This window comes from Burkholderia sp. BCC1985 (genome assembly GCF_905339915.1).
Classification (GTDB): domain Bacteria; phylum Pseudomonadota; class Gammaproteobacteria; order Burkholderiales; family Burkholderiaceae; genus Burkholderia.
This window is the reverse complement of record NZ_CAJPGY010000012.1, coordinates 33,346-57,261: the sequence shown is the minus strand read 5'-3', so window position 1 is coordinate 57,261 and position 23,916 is coordinate 33,346. Positions and strand designations below refer to the sequence as shown.

The following is a 23,916-nucleotide window of genomic DNA, read 5'->3' as shown; positions in this document are numbered from 1 at the left end:
TGTCGCCATGCTGTCAAACGGGATGAAGGGGGCTGGCATCAATGCGCCCGCGGCATCGGAGAAGGCGCGCGCAATAATGAAAGGACGCTGTGAGAATTAAAACGGAAGCGGCTGCCTGAAAAAATCGCGCAACGGAATGCCCGATCGTTTGCACCGCCCAAATCGTTTCCTGCCGGGTGATTAAAAAGCCCCATGCCGCCCTCATTATTTCTTGTCCGGCAGCCCTGACTAGCTGCCGCGTCCCAGTTTAAAACCGGGTTTATGGTATTCCACGTGCCCGAGATCCATCATTTTCCAACGGCCTCCCCAGGTCAGGCCGACTTGCTCGGCGACCTGTCCGTACAACTGGTAGCCGCGCATCGCCCAGGGATCTTTCTCGGAAATGACCAGCTTGCCGTCGCGCAGAAACGCGTTGTCGGCCGCGAGCCCGAACTGGTGATAACTCTGGAAGGCCGCCGCATTGGTCACGTTGGTGCCCATCTGCGCGAGCCGGTTCTGTCGTTCCGGACTCCGATAACCTTCCAGCAGCGCCATCTCGTAACCATATTGTTCGTGCATGATCTTGTAGACCAGCAGCAAACGCGTACGGAAATCGGGATCCAGCAGGTTCCAGTCGCGGCTTGCATCTCTCAGCGCAGGCCGCACCTGTTCGACTTCCTTCGTGGCAAAGACTTCCGGCGGCAACGGCGGCGGCGGCACGAGCTGTTCGCCCTGCAGCAGCGCGGCGATCTTCTCGTCAGGCACGCGCGCCGTGTCGTCGTACTGAAATAATTGCCGACCGCGTAACGCAATGGCCACCAATGGCGGCGTCGCAAGAATACCTGCCGACACCATAATCATCAAGCGCCGCCGGATCAGTAAATTTTGCACGTCACTTAATGCGCCGCGCGTAACGGTTGCCGATTTAACAATTTGACTTCGCGTACGTGCGGCGTGATCGTTCGCGCGGCGCGTCAGGCGGCCGCGAAACTGGGCGACGGATTCGAAAACGGTCGCGCGGATACCCGGTAAAAGCAACAGTGCCGCAACCGCGACGGCAAGGGCGAAATAGGCGACGAGTGCGACGGCAATCAACGAAATCCCCGGAAATTGGAATTGATTGTGTTTTGCAATGCTTGCTCTTAGAATCAGGCTGCTTTGAGAGGCCGGGCTATATTATCGCGGTGAATTAAACCAGGATTCAATGAGACGCTGAATGAGTGCGCCGGAAAATTCAAATTCGAAAACCCCGCCCAGCCTGCTATCCGATACCAAACCGGCAGGCGGGAGCGGGGCGCAGCAGTCGCGCATTCTCGCGAATCTGGAAGGGCGTGTCACGCCGCCGGTCGAACCGCCGCGCCGTTCGCTGAAGGGGCCGATCGCGGCCGTCGTCGCGCTCGTGGTCGCCGTCGGCGGCTGGGGCGCATGGCGCTGGCAGCAGCAATCCGGCGAGGCGGCCGTCGTGGCCGCCGCGCCCGTGCAGGCACCGGCAAAGGCCGAGCCGGCCAGCGCCGCCGCCGTGCAGGTCGCGCAGAATGCCGCGTCGGCTGCGCCTGTCGTGCAAACGGCGACGATCGTCAACGACGATGCCGCGTCCCAGGCCGTTGCGTCCGCATCGGGCGCGTCGGGTGCGGACAACAGCCGCTTGTCGCGCGCGCTCGCGAACGGTGCCGACGATGCATCGGGCGCAGCGACGGCGGGCGCCGTCGCCGCGACGGCTGCCGCAGCAGCGGCGACGACGAAATCCGCGAAGGCCGACGCCGCGAAGAGCGACAAGGTCGCCGCCCGCAGCAAGGCCGATGCGAAGGCCGATGCGAAGGCGGAGGCTCGCAAGCATCACAAGGAACAGCAGGCGGAGCTCGCGCAGGCGAAGAAGCGTCGCGAAGCGGCGACCCGTACCGCGAGCGCGAAGGCGTCCGGGAAGGACGACCCGGATGCGGACCTGCTCGCCGCGCTCGTCGCCCGTACGAAGCCGGCCGACAAGAAGGTCGCCGCGCAGAAGGGGCAGGTCGTGCCGACCAAGACGGCCGCCGCGACGGGCGGTTCGCTCGCATCGCGCGTGAAGGATTGCGCGGAGCGCGGCTTCTTCGAGGATCAGCTGTGCCGCTGGCGCGTCTGCGACGGCCACTGGGGCAAGGATCCGGCCTGCCCGACCGCCGCGCAGTCGGAGACGCGGCAGTAACCGGCATCACACCAGCCTGCACATCGCACCTGCGCCGCCCACCGGGCGGCGCGTTGTTTTTGGGGACGTCTTACGCCGGACGGCAGGATGTGACAATGTCACGAAAATGCCGCATGCATCGGGCATACGTTTCCTTCCATTTCCCGGCGTGGCGCCGCAATGCGCGATGCGCGGCGCGGCGAGCGCCGCACGACCTTCGACACGATGGACCTGATCGTACAGACTTACGGCGCCGATACGTCCGGCATGGTGTGCGGATTCCGCTTCGTCCCGGGCGGATCGGGCGCGATGCTCGATGCCGATGCGGCCGCCGCATGGCTGCGCGCGTGCCGCGAGCGCGATGCGGCCGCATCGGACGATTTCGTCTGGCTGCACTTCAATCTCGCGCACGGCGCGAGCGAGCGCTGGATGCGCACGCACCTCGGATTGCCCGACAGCTTCTTCGAATTCCTCCACGAAGGATCGCGCTCGACGCGCATCGAGCAGGAGGACGGCGCGCTGCGCGCGATCGTCAACGACGTGATGTTCAACCTCGAGCTGACGCCGTCGGAAATCGCGACGCTGTTCGTCCACGTCGAGCGGCGCATCATGGTCACCGCGCGGCTCAAGCCGCTGCGCTCGGTCGATACGCTGCGCGCCTGTGTGCGCGACGGCGAGCGGTTCCGGTCGCCGGCCGAACTGCTCGTGCACCTGCTGCGCGACCAGGCCGACCTGCTGATCCAGATCATGCGGCGCACGAGCATCGACGTCGATCGCATCGAGGATCGCTTCCTGTCGCAACGGCTCACGTCGAACCGCATCGAGCTCGGCGCGATGCGCCGCACGCTGACGCGGCTGCAGCGCATGCTGGCGCCCGAGCCCGGCTCGATTTTCCGGCTGCTCGCGAAACCGCCCGCGTGGCTCCACGCCGAAGACGTGCAGGAGCTGCGCGAATCGACCGAAGAGTTCTCGCTGGTGCTCGCCGATCTGTCGGGGCTCAACGAGCGGATCAAGCTGTTGCAGGAAGAGATCGGTTCGCGGCTCGACGAGCAGAACAACCGGACGCTGTTCACGCTGACGCTCGTGACCGTGATCGCGCTGCCGATCAACATCGTCGCGGGCTTCTTCGGGATGAACGTCGGCGGCGTGCCGTTCTCGGAGAACAAGCACGGGTTCTGGCTGATGGTGCTGCTGGTCGCGGGCTTTACCGCGCTCGCCGCTTGGTGGGCGTTTCGCCGGCGCGACGATCGCTAGGGCCCGTTATCGGCGTGAACAGGCGCCAGGCCGGCATTGGCGCGGCGCCGCGCGCGGCGGCAACAAAAAACAGGCCCCGCATCCGGGGCCTGCGATAGGAGGTGAAGGGACGTGAAGGGACATGAAGCGTCGAACGCCGGCCGGCGCCGCGTATCGCGCGGCACCGGCCGGCCGGATCACGTTACTGAACCAGCGTCTTGCGCGGCTTGAACATGCCCTGGTAGCGCAGCGACGGACGTTCCTTCATCGTCGGCGCGATGCCGCCGAAGCTCGGCGCCTGGCGCAGCTTCATTGCGGCCGGCGAAGCGACCGAGCCGATCGACGTCGAGCGCGAAGCCGGCGCGAGGTTGTTCGCGACGAGCAGCGCGGCCTCGCTCTTCAGGTTCGCGAGCAGCACCGGATCGACCGAGCTGTTGACCTGCGTGAGCAGGCCGCTCCACGCGGCGTCGCTGTAGTTCACGACGTAGTAGTCGAGACCGCTCGGATCCGCGACCACGCCCGTGCAGCCGTCGATCCGCGTCTGCGTCTGCGTATCCTTCAGCGCGAGCGTCGTGCGTTTCGCGAGACCCTGACCGTACGCGAGCGTGATCGGTACCGTCCACTGCAGGCCCGGATACGCGTTCTTGTTCGGGAACGGCTGCTGTTTCAGCGTGACGACCGTCTGGTTCTTCGTCATGTCGCACTGCGTGTCGAGCGAGATCAGCGGCACGCCCGTCTGGCGCACGTAGCTGTCGCCGATCGGGCCGACCGCCTGGCCGCTTTCCTTCGACAGCGCATCCCACAGGCGCTTCGGCGTGCCGTTGCCGAACGAGTAGTCGACCAGGTACTGCTGCAGGCCGCGGCGCAATGTCTGCTCGCCGAGATAGTTCTCGAGCGTCTTCAGCACATGGCCGCCCTTGTCGTACGTGAACGCGCTCGCGCTCAGCACGAAGTCGTTCGATGCCCAGTCGTTGAAGTTCGGCGCGACCGGGAACGCGTTCGGGCCGATGTCGCGATTGATCACGCGATACTTGTTCTTCACCTGGTCGAGCCAGCTGAACTCGTCGGGGAAGAACTGGATCGTCGTCTTCGTCTCGAAGAACGTCGCGAACGACTCGTTGAGCCAGACGTTGTCCCACCAGTCGGCCGTGACGAGATCGCCGAACCACTGGTGCGCGACTTCGTGCGTCAGCACCTCGTTACCGTAGCGCGACATCGGCTGGCCCGGTTGCGGCAGGATGTCGTCGGCGAACTCGAGGATCGACCCCCAGTTCTCCATCCCGCCGAAGTTCAGGTCCTTCTGCTCCTTGAACGCGTCGTTCGCGGCGACCGTATCGAACTTCGTCAGCGGCAGCGGGATGCCCGTGTAGCGGTAATAGAAATCGAGCGCCTGCTTGGTGCGGTCCATCGCCGGCTTGGCCCAGTCGCTCATGCCCGGCGGCGTGAACACGCGCAGGTGCAGGCCGCCCTTGCCGCCCGGCAGCGGGCTCGAGAAGTCGTCCTCGTAGGTATCGAACATGCCGCCGCCGAAGAACAGCAGGTACGACGGCATCGGCGGCGTCTTTTCGAACTGCACGAGCTTGTAGCCGCCGCCGACGTTGGTCGACGGCTTCTCGGCCGCGTTCGACACGACGCGCCAGTTCTGCGGCACTTCGGCCGTCACTTCATAGGTCGGCCGGAAGGCCGGCTCGTCCCAGCCCGGGAACCACTGGCGCGACAGGTTGGTTTCGCCCTGCGTGAGGATCGCGCCGCTCGTCGTGCCGTCGGTGCCCTTCAGGTCGACGCGGAACACGCCTTCCGCGGCCGAGCAGCCCGGATACGGATCGTCGCCGCAGCTGCCGCCTGTCTGCGTGGCCGGATCGTCGTACGACTTGAAGTTGATGATGCCCGACCATTCCATGTGCAGCGAATAGTTGCCCGGCGCGATCGTGCCGGAGACGGGGCGCAGCTGGTAGAAGTCGCCCTTGTCCTGCGGCGTCGCGATCAGCTGGATGTTGCCCGGCTGCAGCGTGATGCGGCCGTTCGTGAACTTGATCCGATGGCCGGCGATCACGATGTTGTTGACCGGCTTCAGCACCTTGATCTCGACGTCGGCGCGCCCGTCGAACGCGTTCAGCGCATCGTTCGGGCGGAACCACAGCCGGTAGTTGACCGGTACCACGGTGTCCGGCAGCTCGACGGGCGACACGCTCTTGTCGACGTTGGACGCTGACGGCGGCGTGTTGGCGGCGGGCGACGAGCTCGAGTGCGGCGCGCCGGCGGAGCTGAGTGCGGAAGCCGAGCCGACGCCGCTGTCGTCGCCGCCGCACCCGGCGAGCGCGAGTGCGGCAACCAGCGGCAGGTAACGCATCTTGTGAATGTTGATCGACATGACTGAAACCTCGATTGTTGAAAGAATCGTTCAGTGCTGCGAAAACGCCGGCAAAAGAAATCCCTCGCCGTTAATCAACAGCGACGAGAAATGCCAATGACGGATTATTCGAAAAGACGGCCGGCCGACTACGTGAAGGTAATCATGGTTTACTGCCCCCTCTGTGTTTCCGGATGTCGGTTAACTGGCCGGTTCAAAATGGCCGGGCGCGGGTTGTACTGAATTGATTTCGCGCGCACGACACGGGGCCGCCCGCCCTGTGCGGGCGTGCATTCCCTTTGAACCGACGACCCACGGGGCTGGCCGTACCAGGCCGCAGGACGGAAGGACGGCGTGTCGCCGTTCCGTAAAATCGCCGTCATACGGCTTGAAGGTTTGTCGGCCTGCTCGAAGGATGCGTAAATATACTTGATGGTTTTGGGTAAAGGAAACGAAAAAATTAGAAAGTGCTTCTCTTGAATTTTTAGCGCGCCATTGAATGCTGGGAAGCATTAATTCGCTTTCTGTTTAGCATGTCGTTTCCGTAGTTTTAATCTATTAACGATCTCGCCGGCGCGCGAAAACTACGAATCAGGGCGTGGCGCGGCGCGCTCGGTACAATGCGGCGACGACCCGCCGATCGATTGCCGCAAGGAGGCCAGCCCATGCCACGAGCCCTGTTCCGTATCGCGCCGCTGCGCGCCATGCTGCTGCTGTTCGCCGCCGTCTTCGCGCTCGGCGGTTGCGCGGGCCTGACGCGCGAGCCCGTGAGCGTGACCGTCGCCGGGCTCGACCCGCTGGCCGGACAGGGCCTCGAGATGCGCTTCAGCCTGAAGCTGCGCGTGCAGAACCCGAATGACACGCCGATCGAATACGACGGCATTTCGGTCGCGCTCGACCTGAACGGCACGCCGTTCGCGAGCGGGGTCAGCGATCGCTCGGGCGTCGTGCCGCGCTTCGGCGAGGCCGTGATCGACGTGCCCGTTTCGGTGTCGGCGTTCGCCGCCGCGCGGCAGGCGTGGAACCTGCCCGGCGCGGCAGCCAGCGGCGAGTTGCCGTACGCGCTGCGCGGCCGGCTCGCCGGCGGCGTGCTCGGCACCGTGCGTTTCAGCGATGCGGGCACGTTGCGCATGCCGGCGACGCCGGGGTGGGGCGGCTAGACGATGCCTGCGCGACGCCCCGGATGCCGGACCGGACGAAGCGGCGTGATTGCAGCGCCGTCTGACGATTCCTGACGATCGTGTTTCGTGCGCCTTACGTTTTGCGCTGCAATCGCGTTTAGACTGCCTCGGTCCGGAGGGCCGGACGACTTTTTGGAGAGGGCACCATGGCAGCGAAATTCGTCATCAAGAAAGCGAACGACGGGCAGTTCCTGTTCCACCTGAAGGCAGCCAACGGCGAGATCATTCTGCGCAGCGAGCTGTACAAGACCAAGGCGTCGGCGGAAAACGGCGTCGCGTCCGTGCGCAAGAACGCACCGGACGACGCGCGCTACGAGCGCAAGGCCGCGAGCAACGGCCAGTTCATGTTCAACCTGAAGGCCGGCAATCACGAGATCATCGGCACGAGCGAGCTGTACAAGGCTGAAGCCGGCCGCGAGAACGGCATCGCGTCGGTGAAGCAGAACGCGCCGGACGCGGCGCTCGACGACCAGAGCTGACACGCCGCGAGCATCGCGCGGCTGGCGGCCAGGGCGGTCGCCCACGCTTTGCCGCGCGGGCAAAGCGCGGTATGGTGTGGTCCGCGCGGCGCACTCCGGTAGCCCGGACCCGCCGCCTGTCTGAAGCCAACCGTAGCCGAGCTCGCGTGACCGATTTCCCCGTTTTCCACTGGACCGACGCCGACGGCGCCGAACATGCCGTGCGCTGGCGTTCCGAAGCCGGCGTGCAGCCGCCGAAGCGCGCCGTGCCCGCCGACGACCGCGTCACCGCCGACGCGGCGTACCGCCTCGCGTGCGAGGGCACCGCACTCGTCTGGCAGGGCGATTTCCAGAATGCACGCCAGCTCGTGCAGGCGATGGCGCGCCGCGTCGAACGCAAGCCGAAGAAGGCGAAGGCCGCGGTCGGCGTCGACGCGTTCAACCTGCACCGGCTCGCGCAATCGCAGCGCGCCCGCACGCTCGGGATGCTGCTGATCCCGCTCGACGCCGACTACACTATCCCGCTGCGCCGCGCGCCCGACGTGCGCGCCGCGTGCGAGGAAGCGTACGGCCCGGGCGGCGCGCCGTCGGTCGTGTCGCTGCGCGAACTGCTCGGCCTCGTCGGCGCGCACGAATGGCGCAAGAAGGGCGTGCCGATCCCGGCGCTCGGCGGCGCGCCGATCCATCCGCATTACGGCGTGTTCTCGCCGGTGCGCGGCGAATACGTCGAACTCGTCGCGCGCACGCCGCTGCCCGCGACCTCGCTCGCGTTCGACATCGGCACGGGCACCGGCGTGCTCGCGGCCGTGCTCGCGTCGCGCGGCGTCGAGCGCATCGTCGCGACCGACCAGGATCCGCGCGCGCTCGCATGCGCCCGCGAGAATGTCGCGCGGCTCGGTCATGCCGGGCGCGTCGACGTCGTCGAAGCCGACCTGTTTCCGGCCGGCCGCGCACCGCTCGTCGTCTGCAACCCGCCGTGGGTGCCGGCCCGTCCGAGCGCGCCGATCGAATACGCGGTCTACGATCCCGACAGCCGCATGCTGCGCGGTTTCCTCGCGGGGCTTGCCGACCATCTCGAACCGGGCGGCGAAGGCTGGCTGATCCTGTCCGATTTTGCCGAGCATCTCGGCCTGCGGCCGCGCGACACGCTGCTGCAATGGATCGACGAAGCGGGCCTCGTCGTGCTCGGCCGCGAAGACATCCGCCCCGCACACCCGAAGTCGGCCGACGCGGACGATCCGCTGCACGCCGCGCGCCGCGCCGAGGTCACGTCGCTCTGGCGGCTCGGCGCGCGAGCCTGATCGCGTATTTTCGGTAAACTGTCGCCATTCCTCACGAATTCCCGCCGCCGGGCCGTGGTCGACCGACCGTGGCCCGGCGCCGTTTCACGATGTCGAACAAGACCTACGAAATCCGTCCGGAGCAGTCCGTCGAGCTGCTGAAGGAACTGCACATCCTGACCCGCGACGGCAAGCTGAACCAGGACAGCCGCCGCAAGCTGAAGCAGGTCTATCACCTGTTCCAGTTCATCGAGCCGCTGCTCGCGAGCGTGCAGGCCGACAAGGGCGGCGTGACGCTCGTCGATCACGGCGCCGGCAAGTCGTATCTCGGCTTCATCCTGTACGACCTGTTCTTCAAGCAGCAGCCGGGGCACGGCACGCCGGCGTTCGCGTCGCACGTGTACGGGATCGAGACGCGCGAGGAACTCGTCACGCGCTCCACCGAACTCGCCGCGCGGCTCGGATTCGGCGGGATGTCGTTCCTGAACCTGTCGGTCGCCGATTCGATCACGTCGCCGAAGCTGCCCGAAACGGTCGACGTCGTCACCGCGCTGCATGCGTGCGACACGGCGACCGACGACGCGATCCGGTTCGCGCTCGCGAAGCGCGCGCAGCACATCGTGCTGGTGCCGTGCTGCCAGGCGGAGGTCGCGGGCGTGCTGCGCAAGAACAAGGGCAAGTCGCTCGCGAACGCGCTGACGGAAGTGTGGCGGCATCCGCTGCATACGCGCGAATTCGGCAGCCAGATCACCAACGTGCTGCGCTGCCTGCAGCTCGAGGCGCACGGCTACCAGGTGAGCGTGACCGAGCTGGTCGGCTGGGAGCATTCGATGAAGAACGAGCTGATCATCGCGCAGTACAAGAACCTGCCGCGCCGCAAGCCCGGCGAGCGGCTGAACGAGATCCTCGGCATGTTCGGGCTCGCCGAACTGAACGAGCGCTTCTTCGCGCCGGCGCCCGCGGCGGCGGCCGGCGAGGCCGTCGAGCAGTCCGCGGACTGAGGCGACCGAGGCGGACCAAGGCGGACCGAGGCGGACCGAGGCGGACCGAGGCGGACCAAGGCGGACCAAGGCGGACCGACGCCCGGCCTCCGTCCGCCGCGCGCCAGCCACCCGCCGCGCGACGCGTCAGACGTCGTCGCCCGGCCGGCGCATCCATTCACGCCAGCCGTCGTGGCCGAGGCGGCGCAACGTTTCCTGGTTTTTCTCGTAGATCGCGGATGCGTCCGGGAACGCATCGACCGCGCGCGCGATGCTGTCCTCGCGCAGCAGGTGCAGGATCGGATACGGCGCGCGGTTCGTGTAGTTCTCGATGTCGTCGGCTTCGCTGCCTTCGAACCGGTACTCGGGATGGAAGCTCGCGATCTGCAGCACGCCGTCGAGTCGCAGTTGCCGCACGAGCCGCTCGGCGAAGAACAGCGCATCGTTATAGTCGACGAAATCCGCGAACGCGCGCGGATAGATCACGAGCGTCGTGTCGACCTGCTGCGGATCCGCCGCTTCGAGCGCGCGCAGCTCGGTTTCGAGATCGGCGAGCGCGTCCTCGAGCGTCGTCGCTTCGCTGATCGCGTAGCGTACCTGGTCCTTCACATAGACGCTCTTCGCGAACGGACACAGATTGAGCCCGATCACCGCGCGCGCGAGCCAGTGCCGCGTGGCGGCGAGAATGTCGTCGTGGGAGTCGGGGCGGGTATCGGTCATGGCGGAGGCGGTCGGGCGAAGCGGCAGCGAGGGCCGCATTGTAGCCGGAGCGGGCACGCCGGGGCGGGGCGTGCGCCGCCTGTCACGCGCAGGCGGCTTCGATCAGCTGCGTGGCCAGCGCGGGCGCGGTGCCGATCGGCGTTTCGCCGTGCCGGTAGGTCTGGCTCGCCGCATAGATGCCTTCGACGATGAGCGCGAGCGCGTCGGCGAGCGCTTTCGGCTGCCGGGCGCCCGCGCCTTCGCACAACTCGACGAGCCGCTTCATCAGCTGTTCCTTGTTCTGCGCGACGCGCTCGCGCGCCGGATGCGACGTATCCGGGAATTCGGCCGCGACGTTGACGAACGGACAGCCGCGATAGTCCTTCTGCGTCGCGCGTTCGGCCAGATCGACGAAATACTGGATCAATTGCGCCTTCGGCTGGCCCGGATGCTTCGCGACGCTCGAATCGAGACGCTCGAAGAAGCACGCATCCATCCGTTCCAGATACGCGAGGATCAGCTCGTCCTTCGACGAGAACTGGCGGTACAGGCTCATCTTGTTGACGCCCGCGCGCTCCACGACCGCCTCGACGCCGACCGCGCGCACCCCTTCCTTGTAAAACAGCTCCTCCGCGGCGCGCAGCAGGTGTTCCTGCGCGGCGGCCGCGGCGATCGGCCGGCGCGTGCGGCGTGCCGGCGGCTTGTTGGCGGCCTCGATGCCCGACATGATGACCCTCGACTGCGTGGTGAATTGCTTGACATGTTACCGACTGGTCACTACGATCGCAACACACTTGTGACCGATCGGTAACAATGCCGACCGGCTCGACAGACAAATGCCACGTATCGGCCCGGGTCAGCCGATGCAGCGTGCGGCGGAGGTGGCCCGGAGGTGAGGCGGGGCTGACGCGCGAGCGCGGGGCCGCCAACTGGAGAGCGACAACATGAACTGGGCAGTGACACGAATCGGCGGGCGCTTCCACTACGGATGGCTCGCGGCGGCGGTGGTTTTCCTGATCCTGCTGGCGGCGGCCGGCACGCGCGCGACGCCGAGCGTGCTGATGGTGCCGCTCGAGCGCGAACTCGGCTGGAGCCGCGCGGCGATTTCGCTGGCGATTTCGGTGAACATCGCGCTGTACGGCCTGACGGGCCCGTTCGCGGCCGCGGCGATGCAGCGTTTCGGGCTGCGGCCGACGATCCTGACCGCGCTCGTGACGATGAGCGCGGGCGTCGCGCTGTCGTCGATGATGACGCAGAGCTGGCAGATGGTCGTGATCTGGGGGCTGATGGTCGGCTGCTCGACCGGCGTCGTCGCGCTGACGCTGTCCGCGACTTTCGTCACACGCTGGTTCCATGCGCGGCGCGGCCTCGTGATGGGCATCCTGACCGCGAGCACGGCCACCGGGCAGCTCGTGTTCCTGCCGATGCTCGCGGCGATCGCGCAGCGCCACGGCTGGCGGCCGGTCGTGCTGGTCGTCGCAGTGGCGGCCGCGATCGTGATTCCGCTGGTCGCGTTCCTGCTGCCCGAGCGGCCGGCCGACGTGCAGCTGCGTCCGTACGGCGAGCCGGCCGACGCGCCGGCGGCGCCCGACGCGACGAAGGAGAACCCGCTCGCGGTCGCGTTCCGCACGCTGCTGACCGCGAGCCGCTCGCGCGACTTCTGGCTGCTGTTCTTCAGCTTCTTCATCTGCGGCGCGAGCACCAACGGCTACGTCGGCACGCACCTCATCGCGATGTGCAGCGACTACGGGATGTCCGAAGTGCAGGGCGCGTCGCTGCTCGCCGCGATGGGCGTGTTCGACCTGTTCGGCACGACGCTGTCGGGCTGGCTGTCCGACCGCTACGACAACCGCGTGCTGCTGTTCTGGTACTACGGGCTGCGCGGGCTGTCGTTGATCTACCTGCCGCATGCGTTCGGCATCGACTTCTTCGGTCTGCCGCTGTTCGCGATGTTCTACGGGCTCGACTGGATCGCGACCGTGCCGCCGACCGTGCGGCTGGCCACCGACGTGTTCGGCAAGGCCGCGGCGCCGGTCGTGTTCGGCTGGATCGTCGCCGGCCACCAACTGGGCGCGGCGTTCGCGGCGCTCGGTGCGGGGCTGCTGCGCGCGAGCCTCGGCACCTATACGATCGCGTCGATGATCTCGGGCGCGCTCTGCATCGTCGGTGCGCTGATCGTGCTGCGGATCAATCGCGGCCCGTCCCGCGCGGCCGCGCAGGCCGCCTGAGCGCGGTGCGCCGGCCGGCCCGTGCGCGGGTGCGGCCGGTCAATGCAGGATCGGTGATTTGCATTGCGCGGGATGACCGGGCGCGCGACGGCTCAAGCGGTTATGCTTGCGGTTCGCCGGGCGTTCGCGCCCTTCATCGATGTCAGCGAGGAACCGCATGTCCGTCAAACCTGCTCCCACCACTGTTTCGATTCACGACCTGATTGCCGGCCGCTGGAGCCCGCGCGCGTATTCGGACGAGCCGATCAGCGCCGCCGATCTGCACGCGGTGCTCGAAGCGGCGCGCTGGGCGCCGTCCGCCTACAACGCGCAACCGTGGCGCTTCATCGTGTTCGATCGCACGCAGGACGAAGCGGCGTTCAAGCACGCATTCGCGACGCTGGTGCCGTTCAACCAGGGCTGGAACGCGCCGGCGCCGGTGCTGATCGCGGTGACCGCGCATACGCTCACGCCGAAGGGCGAGCCGGCGCCGACCGCGCTGTACGATGCGGGCGCGGCCGCGATGTCGCTGGTGCTGCAGGCGCACGCGCTGGGTCTCGCCGCGCACCAGATGAGCGGCTTCGATGCGAAGGCGTTCCGCGATGCGTTCGAGATTCCGGCCGACGTCGCGATTCCGGCGATCATCTCGCTCGGCCACTACGGCAACGTCGACAAGCTCGACCCGGTGTTGCGCGAACGCGAAAAGGCGCCGCGCACGCGCCACGCGATCGGCGAGGTCGTGTATGCGGGCGCATGGAAGAAGGGTTTCGACGCCGCGGCCTGATGGTGCAAGCGGGCAGGCGTGCGTCGAGCACCTTGTCCGCACAGGTTGCCGGTGCGCTGCAGGCGGGCAGCGGGGCACGTCGGGCACCCCGTCTGCACCTGTCGCCGGTGTGCCGCAAGCGGGTGCCGGGGCGCGTCGAGCACTCTGTCCGAACCTGTCGGCGGTGCGCTGCAAGCGGGCGGCGGGGCGCCTCGGGCACCCCGTCCGCCCCTGTCGCCGGCCTGCCGCAGGCGCGCCTGATCTCCGCCCCGGGCCGGTTGCACCGCGCCGGCGGCCGCCCCCGGTTGTGATCCGGCGGGCTTCATGTTAAAAAGCCCGTCCTTTCCGTTTTCGCGCCGGCCATGCTGCGGCACCTTCCCATGACTTACTGCGCGATCGATTTCGGCACGTCCAATTCCGCCGTGGCCCTGCCCGACGGCGACGCCATGCGCCTCGCGCCCGTCGAGGGCGACCACCTGACGCTGCCCACCGCGATCTTCTTCAACAACGACGAGCAGACGGTCGAATACGGCCGGGCGGCACTCGCGTCCTATATCGACGGTTTCGACGGCCGCCTGATGCGCTCGATGAAGAGCATCCTCGGCTCGCCGCTCGCGGAAACGACGACGGATCTCGGCGACGGTAGTGCGATGGCGTACACGGAGATCATCGCGCGCTTCCTGACGCACCTGAAACGCAAGGCCGAAGCGCGCGCCGGCGCGCCGATCGGCCGCGCGGTGCTCGGCCGGCCGGTGTTCTTCGTCGACGACGATCCGCGCGCCGACCGTCTCGCGCAGGACCAGCTCGAAGCGGCCGCGCAGTCGGTCGGGTTCGCGGACGTGCATTTCCAGTACGAACCGATCGCGGCCGCGTTCGACTACGAGTCGCGCCAGCAGGCCGAGCGGCTGGTGCTGGTCGCCGACATCGGCGGCGGTACGTCGGACTTCTCGCTGGTGCGCGTCGGGCCGGAGCGGATGGCGCGCCTCGAGCGCAAGGACGACGTGCTCGCGCACCACGGCGTGCACGTCGCGGGCACCGACTACGACCGGCGCGTCGAGCTGGCGGCGATCCTGCCGGCGTTCGGCTACCGCGCGCTCGATCCCGAGGGACGCGAGCTGCCGAACCGGATCTACTTCGACCTGGCGACCTGGCACCTCATCAACACGGTCTACACGCCGAAGCGGCTGGGCGAGCTGAAGCTGATGAAGCACCTGTACCAGGACGTGCGGCAGTACGACCGGCTCACGCGCGTGGTCGAGCAGCGGCTCGGGCATGCGCTGATGGCGCGCGCGGAAGAAGCGAAGATCGGCGTGGCGGCGGGCGGGGAGACGATGATCGACCTGAACGACGTGGAAGAGGATCTGCAGATCGCGTTCGACGCCGAACGCCTGGTCGACGCGAGCGTCGACGACACCGCGCGCATCGTCGATGCCGCGCGCGAAACGGTGCGGCTGGCGGGCGTCGCGCCGCGCGATGTCGGCGCGCTGTATTTCACCGGCGGCTCGACCGGGCTCGCGTTCCTGTCGGGTGCGCTCGCCGGCGCATTCCCGGACGCGCAGCCGGTGTTCGGCGATCGCCTCGCGAGCGTCGCGACCGGGCTCGGCATTCACGCGCAGCGGCTGTTCGGCTGACCGGAGGCCATTCTCGATCGGCAGCGGCCGCATGGCTGCCCGCGCCGGAAAACAAAAAGCCCCGCCGAAGCGGGGCTTTTTTACACGAATTATCGCGCCGAACTTAGACCGGACGGATGTTCGCAGCTTGCAGACCCTTCGGGCCCGTCTTCACTTCGAATTCAACCTTCTGGTTTTCTTGCAGCGTCTTGAAGCCTTCGACGCGGATTTCCGAGAAGTGCGCGAACAGATCGTCGCCGCCGCCTTCCGGGGTGATGAAGCCGAAGCCCTTTGCGTCATTGAACCACTTGACGGTACCGGTTGCCATGTTACTTGTTCCTAAAAAGATAAAACGGGGCCGAGGCCCATGGGGTGCGGAAAATCAAGGAAGGGGGTAATGGGACCAACCGGAGTACCGTTGATGGGCGAACTACGAAAGAACCAATTCACTCGCCGCTTGAAATCCTGCAACGTTGTTTATACGGGTAATCGGTCGCGCGGTCAACCGGATTTCCATGCACTCAGGGTTATTGCGGAGTTAAGGTTTACAAACCTTGCAAACGATGCGACTTTTTTGTAGGGGCCGAACGATTTTGGCGCCAACTTGGAGGTGCAACCGTTAAACTACGCGCCGCGTGGACGGGTTGCCCCGATCGGGTGATCCTTCCCCCCAAAATTGCATGCGCGCTGCTGTCCGAGCCGATCCCGGACCGCGGGCCGACCATGCTTTTTGAGACATAGGAGAGGATGTGAAGAGTTCTATTCAACGGAACATCGGCCCGTTTGCACTGATGCTGACGGGGCTGGGTTCGATTATCGGTTCGGGCTGGCTGTTCGGCGCCTGGAAGGCTGCGAAGATTGCCGGTCCGGCGGCGATTTGCGCATGGATCATCGGCGCGGTCGTGATTCTCGCGATTGCGCTGACGTACGCTGAACTCGGTGCGATGTTCCCCGAGTCGGGCGGCATGGTGCGCTACGCGCGCTACTCGCACGGTTCGCTGGTGGGCTTCATCAGCGCGTGGGCGAACTGGATCGCGATCGTATCGGTGATCCCGATCGAGGCGGAAGCGTCGATCCAGTACATGAGCACGTGGCAGTATCCGTGGGCGCATGCGCTGTTCGTGAACGGCGAGCTGACGACACCCGGCCTGCTGCTGTCGGCCGTGCTGGTCGTCATCTACTTCTTGCTGAACTACTGGGGCGTCAAGGCCTTCGCACGTGCGAACACCGCGATCACGATCTTCAAGTTCCTGATCCCCGGCCTCACGATCCTCGGCCTGATGCTGTCGAGCTTCCACTCGGAAAACCTCGGTACTGCATCGAATGCAAGCTTCGCGCCGTACGGCTGGTCGGCCGTGCTGACCGCGGTCGCGACGAGCGGTATCGTGTTCGCGTTCAACGGCTTCCAGAGCCCGGTGAACCTGGCCGGCGAAGCGCGCAATCCGTCGCGCAGCGTGCCGTTCGCGGTGATCACGTCGATCCTGATCGCACTCGTGATCTACGTGCTGCTGCAGATGGCGTACATCGGTTCGGTGAATCCGGCCGACGTCGCGAAGGGCTGGTCGCAGTTCAACTTCTCGTCGCCGTTCGCCGAACTCGCGATCGCGCTGAACCTGAACTGGCTCGCGATCCTGCTGTACGTCGACGCGTTCATCAGCCCGAGCGGCACCGGTACGACCTACATGGCGACGACCACGCGCATGATCTACGCGATGGAGCGCAACAACACGATGCCGAAGATGTTCGGCAACGTGCACCCGATCTACGGTGTGCCGCGCCAGGCGATGTGGTTCAACCTGCTCGTGTCGTTCATCTTCCTGTTCTTCTTCCGCGGCTGGAGCTCGCTCGCGGCAGTGATCTCGGTCGCAACGGTGATCTCGTACCTGACCGGCCCGATCAGCCTGATGGCGCTGCGTCGCGCGGCGACCGACATCGAGCGTCCGCTGTCGATCCCGCTGATGAAGCTGATCGCACCGTTCGCGTTCGTCTGCGCGTCGCTGATCCTGTACTGGGCGAAGTGGCCGCTGACGGGCGAAATCATCCTGCTGATGATCGTCGCGCTGCCGGTGTATTTCTACTTCCAGGCGAAGTCGGGCTGGACCGGCTGGGGCGCCGACCTGAAGGCCGCATGGTGGCTGGTCGCGTACCTGCCGACGATGGCCGTGCTGTCGCTGGTCGGCAGCAAGGAGTTCGGCGGTTACGGCGTGCTGCCGTACGGCTGGGACATGCTGATCGTCGCGGCAATCTCGCTGGTGTTCTACTTCTGGGGCGTGAATACCGGTTACCGGACCCAGTATCTCGACGAGCGCGAGGCGCACGACGAGATCCTTGAAGGGGTCGGTGCCTGACGCCTGACCTGCCACCGGAATCGGCGGTGGCGGAAAGCGCAAAAAAGCCCGTCCGAGCGATGCTCGGGCGGGCTTTTTATTTGTGCTCGGCGCTTGTGTCGCCGTGTCGCGCGATTCAGGCGGCCGCGCTTGCGAACACGTAGTTCGTCATCGCGAGCACGCGTTGATACGTGCCGAGCGACTGGATGCCGAGCTGGTAGTCGTCGTCGGCTGCGCCGAGCGCGGTGAACACCGGCAGCAGGTGCTCGTCGGTCGGATGCATCAGCGCCGCGTGCGGCGCCTGCCGGCGATAGTCGAGCAGCGCGTCGACGTCGCGCGCGGCGAGCTTCGCCTCGAACCAGTCGGTGAATTCCGCGACGCGCGGGTCCGCATCCTCGGGCGCCGCGCTGAAATCGGCCGCGCGCAGGTTGTGCGTGATCTGGCCCGAGCCGATCACCATCACGCCTTCGTCGCGCAGCGGCCGCAGCGCGCGGCCGAGCGCGAAGTGATGGGCCGCGTCCGCACGCGGCTGGATCGACAACTGCGCGACGGGCACGTCGGCTTCCGGGAACATCAGCAGCATCGGCACCCACGCGCCGTGGTCGAGGCCGTGCTCGGTCGTCGCGGTCGCGATGCCGGCCGCGGTCAGCAGCGCGGCCGCCCGCTCGGCGACCTCGGGCGCGCCCGGTGCCGGGTAGCGGATCTCGTACAGTGCGCGCGGGAAGCCGTAGAAGTCATGGATCGTTTCCGGGTGCGCGGCCACGCTCGCGACCGGCTGCTGCGTGCCCCAGTGCGCGGACAGCATCAGCACCGCGCGGGGGCGCGGCAATTCGGCGCCGAGGTGCGTGAATGCGCCGGACGGCAGCGTCGGGTCGATCGGCAGCGTCGGGGCGCCGTGTGACAGGTAAAGCGAAGGCAAGCGGTTCATGGTGGGGAGCCTGCAATAGTGGGTTGCATGTGACTATAGGCGCGCACCGGACATTGATAAATCGGCTTGCTGGAATTTGATTGAATCGCAATGGTTGATAATTCGGCCGATTCGGGTGCGCGGGAGCAGGCGCGGGGAGGCTGGGCGCGGCTGGATCGAACCGGAAGGCGGCCGAATCGACGAAGATGCGTGGAGAACGGCGCCGAAGCGCCGCGTCGAGCGGCTTACCGTGCGGGCCGCATGCCGGCCCACGGCGTCGTCATCGGTGCGCTGAGCGCGAACAGGTCGAGCACGCGCGTGACGGTCTGGTCGACGAGTTCCTCGATCGTCTTCGGCATCGCGTAGAACGCGGGCAGCGGCGGAAACACGATGCCGCCCATTTCGGTCACGGCGGTCATGTTGCGCAGATGCGCGAGGTTGAACGGCGTTTCGCGCACCATCAGCACGAGACGGCGGCGTTCCTTCAGCGTGACGTCGGCCGCGCGCGTGATCAGGTTGTCCGACAGGCCGTGCGCGACGCTCGCGAGCGTCTTCATCGAGCACGGGGCGATCACCATCCCGTCGGTCGCGAACGAACCGGACGCGATCGTCGCGCCGACATCGCGCACCGAATGCACGACATCCGCCCGGCTTTCGACTTCGGCCTTCGACAGCTGCAATTCATGCTGGATATTGAGCCAGCCGGCGTTCGAAACCAGCAGATGCGTTTCGACGCCGCCGGCGGCGCGCAGCAATTCGAGCAGCCGCACGCCGTAGACCGCGCCGGTGGCGCCGGTGATCGCGACGATCAGCCGGCGTGGCGGCGCGCTGGGAGATGCCATCGGGAACGGGGCGTTACGCGGCGGCGAACAGTTGCTGCAGTTCGCCCGACTGGTACATCTCCATCATGATGTCCGAGCCGCCGATGAATTCGCCCTTCACGTACAGCTGCGGGATGGTCGGCCAGTTCGAGAATTCCTTGATGCCCTGGCGGATCTCGTCGTCCTCGAGCACGTTGACCGTCTTGAACTGGTCGACGCCGCAGGCTTTCAGCACCTGCACGGCGCGGCCCGAAAAGCCGCACATCGGGAATTGCGCGTTGCCCTTCATGAAGAGCACGACCTGGTTTTCGTCGACGATTTGCTTGATACGTTGTTGGGTGTCCATGACTGACCTTGCGTTGGCGGGGCGTTAGAACGAAATGATAGCGGATTTCAACCGGGCGGGCCGGCCGTCAGACGGGCCGGCGGCCGCCCGTGGTGCGTTCGATCGCGGCGAGATCGGCGAGCGATTCGACCGCGACGAAGCCGCGTGACACGAGCAAGGCACGCACGGCTTCGGCCTGGTCGTAGCCGTGCTCGATCCAGAGCGTGCCGCCTGGTTTCAGGTACGCGCCGGCGCCTGCGACGATCGTGCGGATCGCGCTGAGGCCGTCGGCATCGTCGGTGAGCGCGCCGCGCGGCTCGAACCGCAGGTCGCCCTGCGCGAGGTGCGGATCGTGCTGCGCGATGTACGGCGGATTGCTGACGATCGTGTCGAACGCGAGCGTCGGCTCGAGCGCGGCGTACCAGTCGCTCTGCAGCCAGTGCAGCGGGCCGCCGGGGCGGCGCGCGTCGAGCAGCTTGTGCGCGTTGCGCCGGGCGACGTCGAGCGCGGCCGATGAGCGGTCGAGCGCCCACACGCGTGCATCGGGCCGTTCGGCGGCGATCGACACGGCGATCGCGCCGCTGCCGGTGCCGAGATCGAGCACGGCCGGATGCGGGCGACCGTCGATCGCGTCGAGCGCGGCTTCGACGAGGAGTTCGGTTTCGGGGCGCGGGATCAGCACGTCGGGCGTCACATCGAACGGCCGGCCGAAGAATTCGCGCATCCCGACAAGCTGCGCGACCGGCTCGCCCGCCACGCGGCGCGCTTCGAGCGCGCGGTAGCGCGCGATCGCGGCGGGCTCGAGCGGGGCGTCGCCGCGCGTGATCAGCTGCGTGCGGGTCCAGCCGAGCGCGTACGCGAGGAGCACGCGCGCATCGACCGGGTCGAGCGGCGACGCGCGCAGCAGATCGTCGGCGGTGGTGTCGGACATCGCGACCTCAGTCGGTGTCGCCGAGCGACGCGAGCAGTTCGGCCTGGTGTTCGGTGACGAGCGCGCCGATCAGTTCGTCGAGATCGCCGTCCATCAGCGCCTCGAGCCGGTACAGCGTGAGGTTGATCCGATGATCGGTCATCCGGCCCTGCGGGAAGTTGTACGTGCGGATCCGCTCCGAGCGGTCGCCCGAGCCGATCAGGCTCTTGCGCGTCGCCGCTTCCTTCGCGTGCTGCTCGTGATACTGCTTGTCCTTGATGCGCGCGGCGAGCACCTTCAGCGCACGATCCTTGTTCTTGTGCTGCGAGCGGTCGTCCTGGCACTCGACGACGATCCCGGTCGGGATGTGCGTGACGCGCACCGCCGAATCGGTCTTGTTGATGTGCTGGCCGCCCGCACCCGACGCGCGGAACGTGTCGATCCGCAGGTCGGCCGGATTGATCTCGACCTCGCCGATTTCGTCGGCTTCCGGCATCACCGCGACCGTGCAGGCGGACGTGTGGATGCGTCCCTGCGTTTCGGTCGCCGGCACGCGCTGCACGCGATGGCCGCCCGATTCGAACTTCAGCCGCGAGTAAGCGCCCTGGCCGGCGATCCGCACGATCACTTCCTTGTAGCCGCCGAGATCCGACGGGCTCTCCGACATCATCTCGACCTGCCAGCGCTGGCGTTCCGCGAAGCGCAGGTACATGCGCAGCAGGTCGCCCGCGAACAGCGCCGATTCGTCGCCGCCGGTGCCCGCGCGGATTTCGAGGAAGATGTTGCGGTCGTCGTTCGGGTCCTTCGGCAGCAGCATCTTCTGCAACTCGCCTTCGAGGCGGACCATGCGTTCCCGCGCGCTGCGGATCTCGTCTTCGGCGAAATCGCGCATCGATGCATCGGCGACCAGCTCCTGCGCGGCAGTCTCGTCGCTGCGCGACTGGCGCCACAGCGCGTACTGCTCGACGACCGGGCCGAGTTCCGCGTGTTCGCGCGTCAGCTTGCGGTACTGGTCGAGGTCGGCCGTGACGTTTTCGCGGCTCAGCAGGTCGTTCAGTTCGGCCAGCCGGATAGACAGCTGGTCGAGCTTGCGTTGCATGCTCGTCTTCATGGTGTGGAGCGACGCTCCCGGACAAAAGGGGTATTCGAAAAGGATAGGCCGGCGCGCGGCCGGCGGCAGGGGCAACCGGCCGGCGCTAGTGGCCGGACTGGTCGTTCGAGCGCGGCGCGTGCTGGTAGAAGCCGCGCATCAGGTCGATCAGCGAATCGCGGTCGGTGCCGTTCACGCGGTTGAGCGCGCTCGTCGGGCCGTGGATCAGCTTGTTGGTGAGCGCCTGCGACAGCGCTTCGAGGACGGCGGCCGGATCGTCGCCGCGCGCGAGCAGCTTCTGCGCCTTCTCGACTTCCGCGCGGCGCAGCGCGTCGGCCTGCGTATGCATGTGACGGATCACCGGCACGACGCTGCGCGTGTCGAGCCACTGCATGAAGTTCTGCACGCGGGTTTCGATGATCGTCTCGGCTTGTGCAACCGCGGCCTGGCGCGATGCGTTGCCTTCGCGCACGATCGCACCGAGATCGTCGACGGTGTAGAGGAACACGTCCTTCAGCTTGCCGACTTCCGGCTCGATGTCGCGCGGCACCGCGAGGTCGACCATGAAGATCGGCCGGTGGCGGCGCGCCTTCACCGCACGTTCGACCGCGCCGAGGCCGATGATCGGCAGCGTCGACGCGGTGCACGACACGATGATGTCGAATTCGTGCATGCGGGCCGGCAGGTCCGACAACGGCATCGCGCGGCCGTTGAAACGTTCGGCGAGCCGCTGGCCGCGTTCGGCCGTGCGGTTCGCGACGACGAGCTCGCGCGGGCTCTGCGCGGCGAAGTGCGTCGCGCACAGCTCGATCATCTCGCCGGCGCCGATGAACAGCACGCGCTGATCCGACACTTTTTCGAAGATGCGCTGCGCGAGGCGGACCGCGGCGGCGGCCATCGACACCGACTGCGCGCCGATCTCGGTCGTGCCGCGCACTTCCTTCGCGACGGCGAACGTGCGCTGGAACAGCTGGTTCAGATAGGTGCCGAGCGCGCCGGCTTCCGTCGCGGTGCGTACCGCATCCTTCATCTGGCCCAGGATCTGCGTTTCGCCGAGCACCATCGAATCGAGACCCGACGCGACGCGGAATGCGTGCCGGACCGCTTCCGATTGCGGCAGCGCATAGACGTGCGGGGCGAGTTCGTCGACCGGAATCTGGTGGTACTCCGACAGCCAGCGAATCGCACCCTCGCGGGCGGCCCGATCGTCGGTCGCGCAATAGAGTTCGGTGCGGTTGCAGGTGGAGAGGATTGCTGCTTCGGGCGCATTCGGCGCCTGGGGGCCGAGGAACACGTTCTTGAACGTGACGAGAGCCGGCTTGATTTGCTCGAGCGGAAACGCCACGCGTTCGCGCAGGGCGACAGGCGCAGTGTGGTGGTTGATTCCGATCGTGAGGAGTTGCATATCGAGGGCTATCGTTTAGCCCCATATTATAGCGTTTCAGCGATTTCCTCACTTGCGGCATACCGGGCATCGGCGTGGCGCGGCCTCGAATTTGGGGGCTCGATCGGCACGCGGTCGAGCTGGTAGCCGTAGCCGTAGAGCGGCAGAAGCCGGTAGCCGCGCTCCGGAAGCAGCCGCAGCTTGCTGCGCAGCCGGGACGCATGAGTGTCGAGCGTGCGCGACTTCATGTCGCGGCGGCGGGCCCAAACCGTCTCGAGGATATGCGCGCGCGACACGGGCCGCGACAGGTTCGCGAACAGCAGCTGTGCGAAGCGGAACTCCTTCGGCGTGAGCGCGACGATCGCATTGCCGAAGCGCACGAGGCTGTGGGTCGCATCGAATGCGTATTCTCCATACATTTCGCGCGAGCGATTTGGCGGCCGCCGGACACCCGCGCGCCGGCTCAGCGCGTTGACGCGTGCGAGCAGCTCGGGGCCGCTCACCGGGCGCACGAGGCAGTCGTCGGCGCCCGCGTGCAGGCACGACACGACTTCGCTTTCGCGCGCTAGCTGCATCACGGCGATGGCCGGCAGGCCGGGCAGGATCGCCTGCGCCCGCGGAATGACTACCTCGGCCGGCTGGTCGCCGGCCCAATTGCCGATGATCAGCATGTCGCAGGTATCGGTGGCGAGCCACTCGAAGAACGCCGCGCTGGACGGAAACGCGTGGCACACATGACCGCCGGCGAACAGCAGGCGGTTCAGGAGCGCAGCATGATGCGCCTCCGGATCGATGAGAGCGATTCGCATGAGGATTTCTTCAATACGCCTGCGGGCGCGCGCTTGCCATAACGTCGGGTCGGCCCCTACACTCGAATGTTCGCGGCGCCCGGCTGGTCTCAGGTTCGATGGATGAATCGATGCTAGCCGCTGGCAACGTTCACGCCTATGGGACGAATCTGAATTTATAGAAGGCGTCGAATGAACTGGTTTGGAATCCTTGTCCTGGGAGCGGCCGTCGGGCTGTTCGGCCGGTGGCTGCATCCGATGCGGCGCACGGGCCGGCCGGCATGGTGGATCGTGGTGCTGGTCGGCATCGCAGGCGCCGCCGCCGCGCGCATGGCCGGCAATCTCTCTGGACTGTTTTACGACGGCGAAACGCTCGAATGGCCGGTCTGCACCGGTGTCGCGTTCCTCGCCGTAGCCGTGACGGTCGCCGTGTCGGCCCGTCGCTGAACGCTCTCAGGTGAAA

General features: G+C 66.8%; 23 protein-coding genes. 11 read left to right on the top strand and 12 right to left on the bottom strand.

Annotation, left to right across the window (positions count from 1 at the left end; genetic code table 11):
* Positions 1-228: 228 nt before the first annotated feature.
* Positions 229-1,074: a M15 family metallopeptidase gene (locus tag U4Z31_RS14510; protein ID WP_044845915.1), complete on the bottom strand. Its 846-nt coding sequence runs from the start codon at positions 1,072-1,074 to the stop codon at positions 229-231.
* A 121-nt stretch (positions 1,075-1,195) separates the two neighbouring features.
* Between U4Z31_RS14510 and U4Z31_RS14505 the strand changes: the two genes are divergently transcribed.
* Positions 1,196-2,161: a phage tail protein gene (locus tag U4Z31_RS14505; protein WP_321810685.1), complete on the top strand. Its 966-nt coding sequence runs from the start codon at positions 1,196-1,198 to the stop codon at positions 2,159-2,161.
* Positions 2,162-2,365: 204 nt separating this feature from the next.
* Positions 2,366-3,394 carry a transporter gene (locus U4Z31_RS14500; protein WP_044845996.1) on the top strand — a complete coding sequence of 343 codons (1,029 nt, stop codon included), beginning with the start codon at positions 2,366-2,368 and terminating at the stop codon, positions 3,392-3,394.
* 181 nt (positions 3,395-3,575) lie between these two features.
* Here the strand turns inward: U4Z31_RS14500 and U4Z31_RS14495 are convergent, their stop codons facing one another.
* Positions 3,576-5,744 carry a M1 family metallopeptidase gene (locus tag U4Z31_RS14495; RefSeq protein WP_321810684.1) on the bottom strand — a complete coding sequence of 723 codons (2,169 nt, stop codon included), beginning with the start codon at positions 5,742-5,744 and terminating at the stop codon, positions 3,576-3,578.
* A gap of 644 nt (positions 5,745-6,388) precedes the next feature.
* Here U4Z31_RS14495 and U4Z31_RS14490 point away from each other — a divergent pair.
* The 4 genes from U4Z31_RS14490 (at position 6,389) to U4Z31_RS14475 (ending at position 9,643) form a co-directional block, all read left to right on the top strand.
* Positions 6,389-6,883, top strand: a complete 495-nt coding sequence (locus U4Z31_RS14490) for an LEA type 2 family protein (RefSeq protein ID WP_124522203.1) — start codon at positions 6,389-6,391, stop codon at positions 6,881-6,883.
* Between the two features lie 167 nt (positions 6,884-7,050).
* On the top strand, positions 7,051-7,383 hold the full coding sequence (locus tag U4Z31_RS14485) for a YegP family protein (protein ID WP_257775227.1): 333 nt from the start codon (positions 7,051-7,053) through the stop codon (positions 7,381-7,383).
* Positions 7,384-7,529: 146 nt separating this feature from the next.
* Positions 7,530-8,663, top strand: coding sequence for a methyltransferase (locus U4Z31_RS14480; protein ID WP_124522201.1), 1,134 nt, complete (start codon positions 7,530-7,532; stop codon positions 8,661-8,663).
* A gap of 89 nt (positions 8,664-8,752) precedes the next feature.
* Positions 8,753-9,643 carry a class I SAM-dependent methyltransferase gene (locus U4Z31_RS14475; RefSeq protein ID WP_044845909.1) on the top strand — a complete coding sequence of 297 codons (891 nt, stop codon included), beginning with the start codon at positions 8,753-8,755 and terminating at the stop codon, positions 9,641-9,643.
* Positions 9,644-9,769: 126 nt separating this feature from the next.
* Here the strand turns inward: U4Z31_RS14475 and U4Z31_RS14470 are convergent, their stop codons facing one another.
* Together U4Z31_RS14470 and U4Z31_RS14465 are read right to left on the bottom strand one after the other, a co-directional pair.
* Positions 9,770-10,342: a DUF1415 domain-containing protein gene (locus U4Z31_RS14470; protein WP_044845908.1), complete on the bottom strand. Its 573-nt coding sequence runs from the start codon at positions 10,340-10,342 to the stop codon at positions 9,770-9,772.
* 82 nt (positions 10,343-10,424) lie between these two features.
* Complete coding sequence (locus tag U4Z31_RS14465; protein WP_044845907.1) at positions 10,425-11,048, bottom strand: TetR/AcrR family transcriptional regulator; 624 nt, start codon at positions 11,046-11,048, stop codon at positions 10,425-10,427.
* Between the two features lie 217 nt (positions 11,049-11,265).
* On the opposite strand from U4Z31_RS14465, the gene U4Z31_RS14460 reads away from it, so the two are divergent.
* The 3 genes from U4Z31_RS14460 (at position 11,266) to U4Z31_RS14450 (ending at position 14,922) form a co-directional block, all read left to right on the top strand.
* On the top strand, positions 11,266-12,549 hold the full coding sequence (locus tag U4Z31_RS14460) for an MFS transporter (protein ID WP_044845906.1): 1,284 nt from the start codon (positions 11,266-11,268) through the stop codon (positions 12,547-12,549).
* 157 nt (positions 12,550-12,706) lie between these two features.
* Positions 12,707-13,312 carry a nitroreductase family protein gene (locus U4Z31_RS14455; protein WP_044845905.1) on the top strand — a complete coding sequence of 202 codons (606 nt, stop codon included), beginning with the start codon at positions 12,707-12,709 and terminating at the stop codon, positions 13,310-13,312.
* 359 nt (positions 13,313-13,671) lie between these two features.
* A complete protein-coding gene (locus tag U4Z31_RS14450; protein ID WP_044845904.1) occupies positions 13,672-14,922 on the top strand; it encodes an Hsp70 family protein in 1,251 nt (416 codons plus the stop codon).
* 103 nt (positions 14,923-15,025) lie between these two features.
* Here the strand turns inward: U4Z31_RS14450 and U4Z31_RS14445 are convergent, their stop codons facing one another.
* Positions 15,026-15,229, bottom strand: a complete 204-nt coding sequence (locus tag U4Z31_RS14445; protein WP_006477070.1) for a cold-shock protein — start codon at positions 15,227-15,229, stop codon at positions 15,026-15,028.
* A gap of 421 nt (positions 15,230-15,650) precedes the next feature.
* Here U4Z31_RS14445 and U4Z31_RS14440 point away from each other — a divergent pair, with 421 nt between their 5' ends.
* Positions 15,651-17,249, top strand: a complete 1,599-nt coding sequence (locus tag U4Z31_RS14440) for an APC family permease (RefSeq protein WP_044845903.1) — start codon at positions 15,651-15,653, stop codon at positions 17,247-17,249.
* Between the two features lie 115 nt (positions 17,250-17,364).
* Here the strand turns inward: U4Z31_RS14440 and U4Z31_RS14435 are convergent, their stop codons facing one another.
* From U4Z31_RS14435 to U4Z31_RS14405, 7 genes are all read right to left on the bottom strand, one after another.
* The gene (locus U4Z31_RS14435) at positions 17,365-18,156 is read right to left on the bottom strand and encodes a class III extradiol ring-cleavage dioxygenase (protein ID WP_321810683.1); all 792 of its coding nucleotides are present in this window, start codon (positions 18,154-18,156) and stop codon (positions 17,365-17,367) included.
* Between the two features lie 224 nt (positions 18,157-18,380).
* Complete coding sequence (locus tag U4Z31_RS14430) at positions 18,381-18,977, bottom strand: UbiX family flavin prenyltransferase (RefSeq protein ID WP_321810682.1); 597 nt, start codon at positions 18,975-18,977, stop codon at positions 18,381-18,383.
* Between the two features lie 13 nt (positions 18,978-18,990).
* Complete coding sequence (gene grxD, locus U4Z31_RS14425; RefSeq protein ID WP_011883132.1) at positions 18,991-19,302, bottom strand: Grx4 family monothiol glutaredoxin; 312 nt, start codon at positions 19,300-19,302, stop codon at positions 18,991-18,993.
* Positions 19,303-19,369: 67 nt separating this feature from the next.
* On the bottom strand, positions 19,370-20,212 hold the full coding sequence (gene prmC, locus U4Z31_RS14420) for a peptide chain release factor N(5)-glutamine methyltransferase (protein WP_321810681.1): 843 nt from the start codon (positions 20,210-20,212) through the stop codon (positions 19,370-19,372).
* Between the two features lie 7 nt (positions 20,213-20,219).
* The gene (prfA, locus tag U4Z31_RS14415) at positions 20,220-21,302 is read right to left on the bottom strand and encodes a peptide chain release factor 1 (RefSeq protein WP_044845899.1); all 1,083 of its coding nucleotides are present in this window, start codon (positions 21,300-21,302) and stop codon (positions 20,220-20,222) included.
* Between the two features lie 85 nt (positions 21,303-21,387).
* Positions 21,388-22,686 carry a glutamyl-tRNA reductase gene (hemA, locus tag U4Z31_RS14410; protein WP_044845898.1) on the bottom strand — a complete coding sequence of 433 codons (1,299 nt, stop codon included), beginning with the start codon at positions 22,684-22,686 and terminating at the stop codon, positions 21,388-21,390.
* Positions 22,687-22,712: 26 nt separating this feature from the next.
* A complete protein-coding gene (locus U4Z31_RS14405) occupies positions 22,713-23,474 on the bottom strand; it encodes a response regulator transcription factor (protein WP_044845897.1) in 762 nt (253 codons plus the stop codon).
* 171 nt (positions 23,475-23,645) lie between these two features.
* Between U4Z31_RS14405 and U4Z31_RS14400 the strand changes: the two genes are divergently transcribed.
* Positions 23,646-23,900: a hypothetical protein gene (locus tag U4Z31_RS14400; RefSeq protein ID WP_044845896.1), complete on the top strand. Its 255-nt coding sequence runs from the start codon at positions 23,646-23,648 to the stop codon at positions 23,898-23,900.
* The last annotated feature ends 16 nt before the right edge of the window (positions 23,901-23,916 follow it).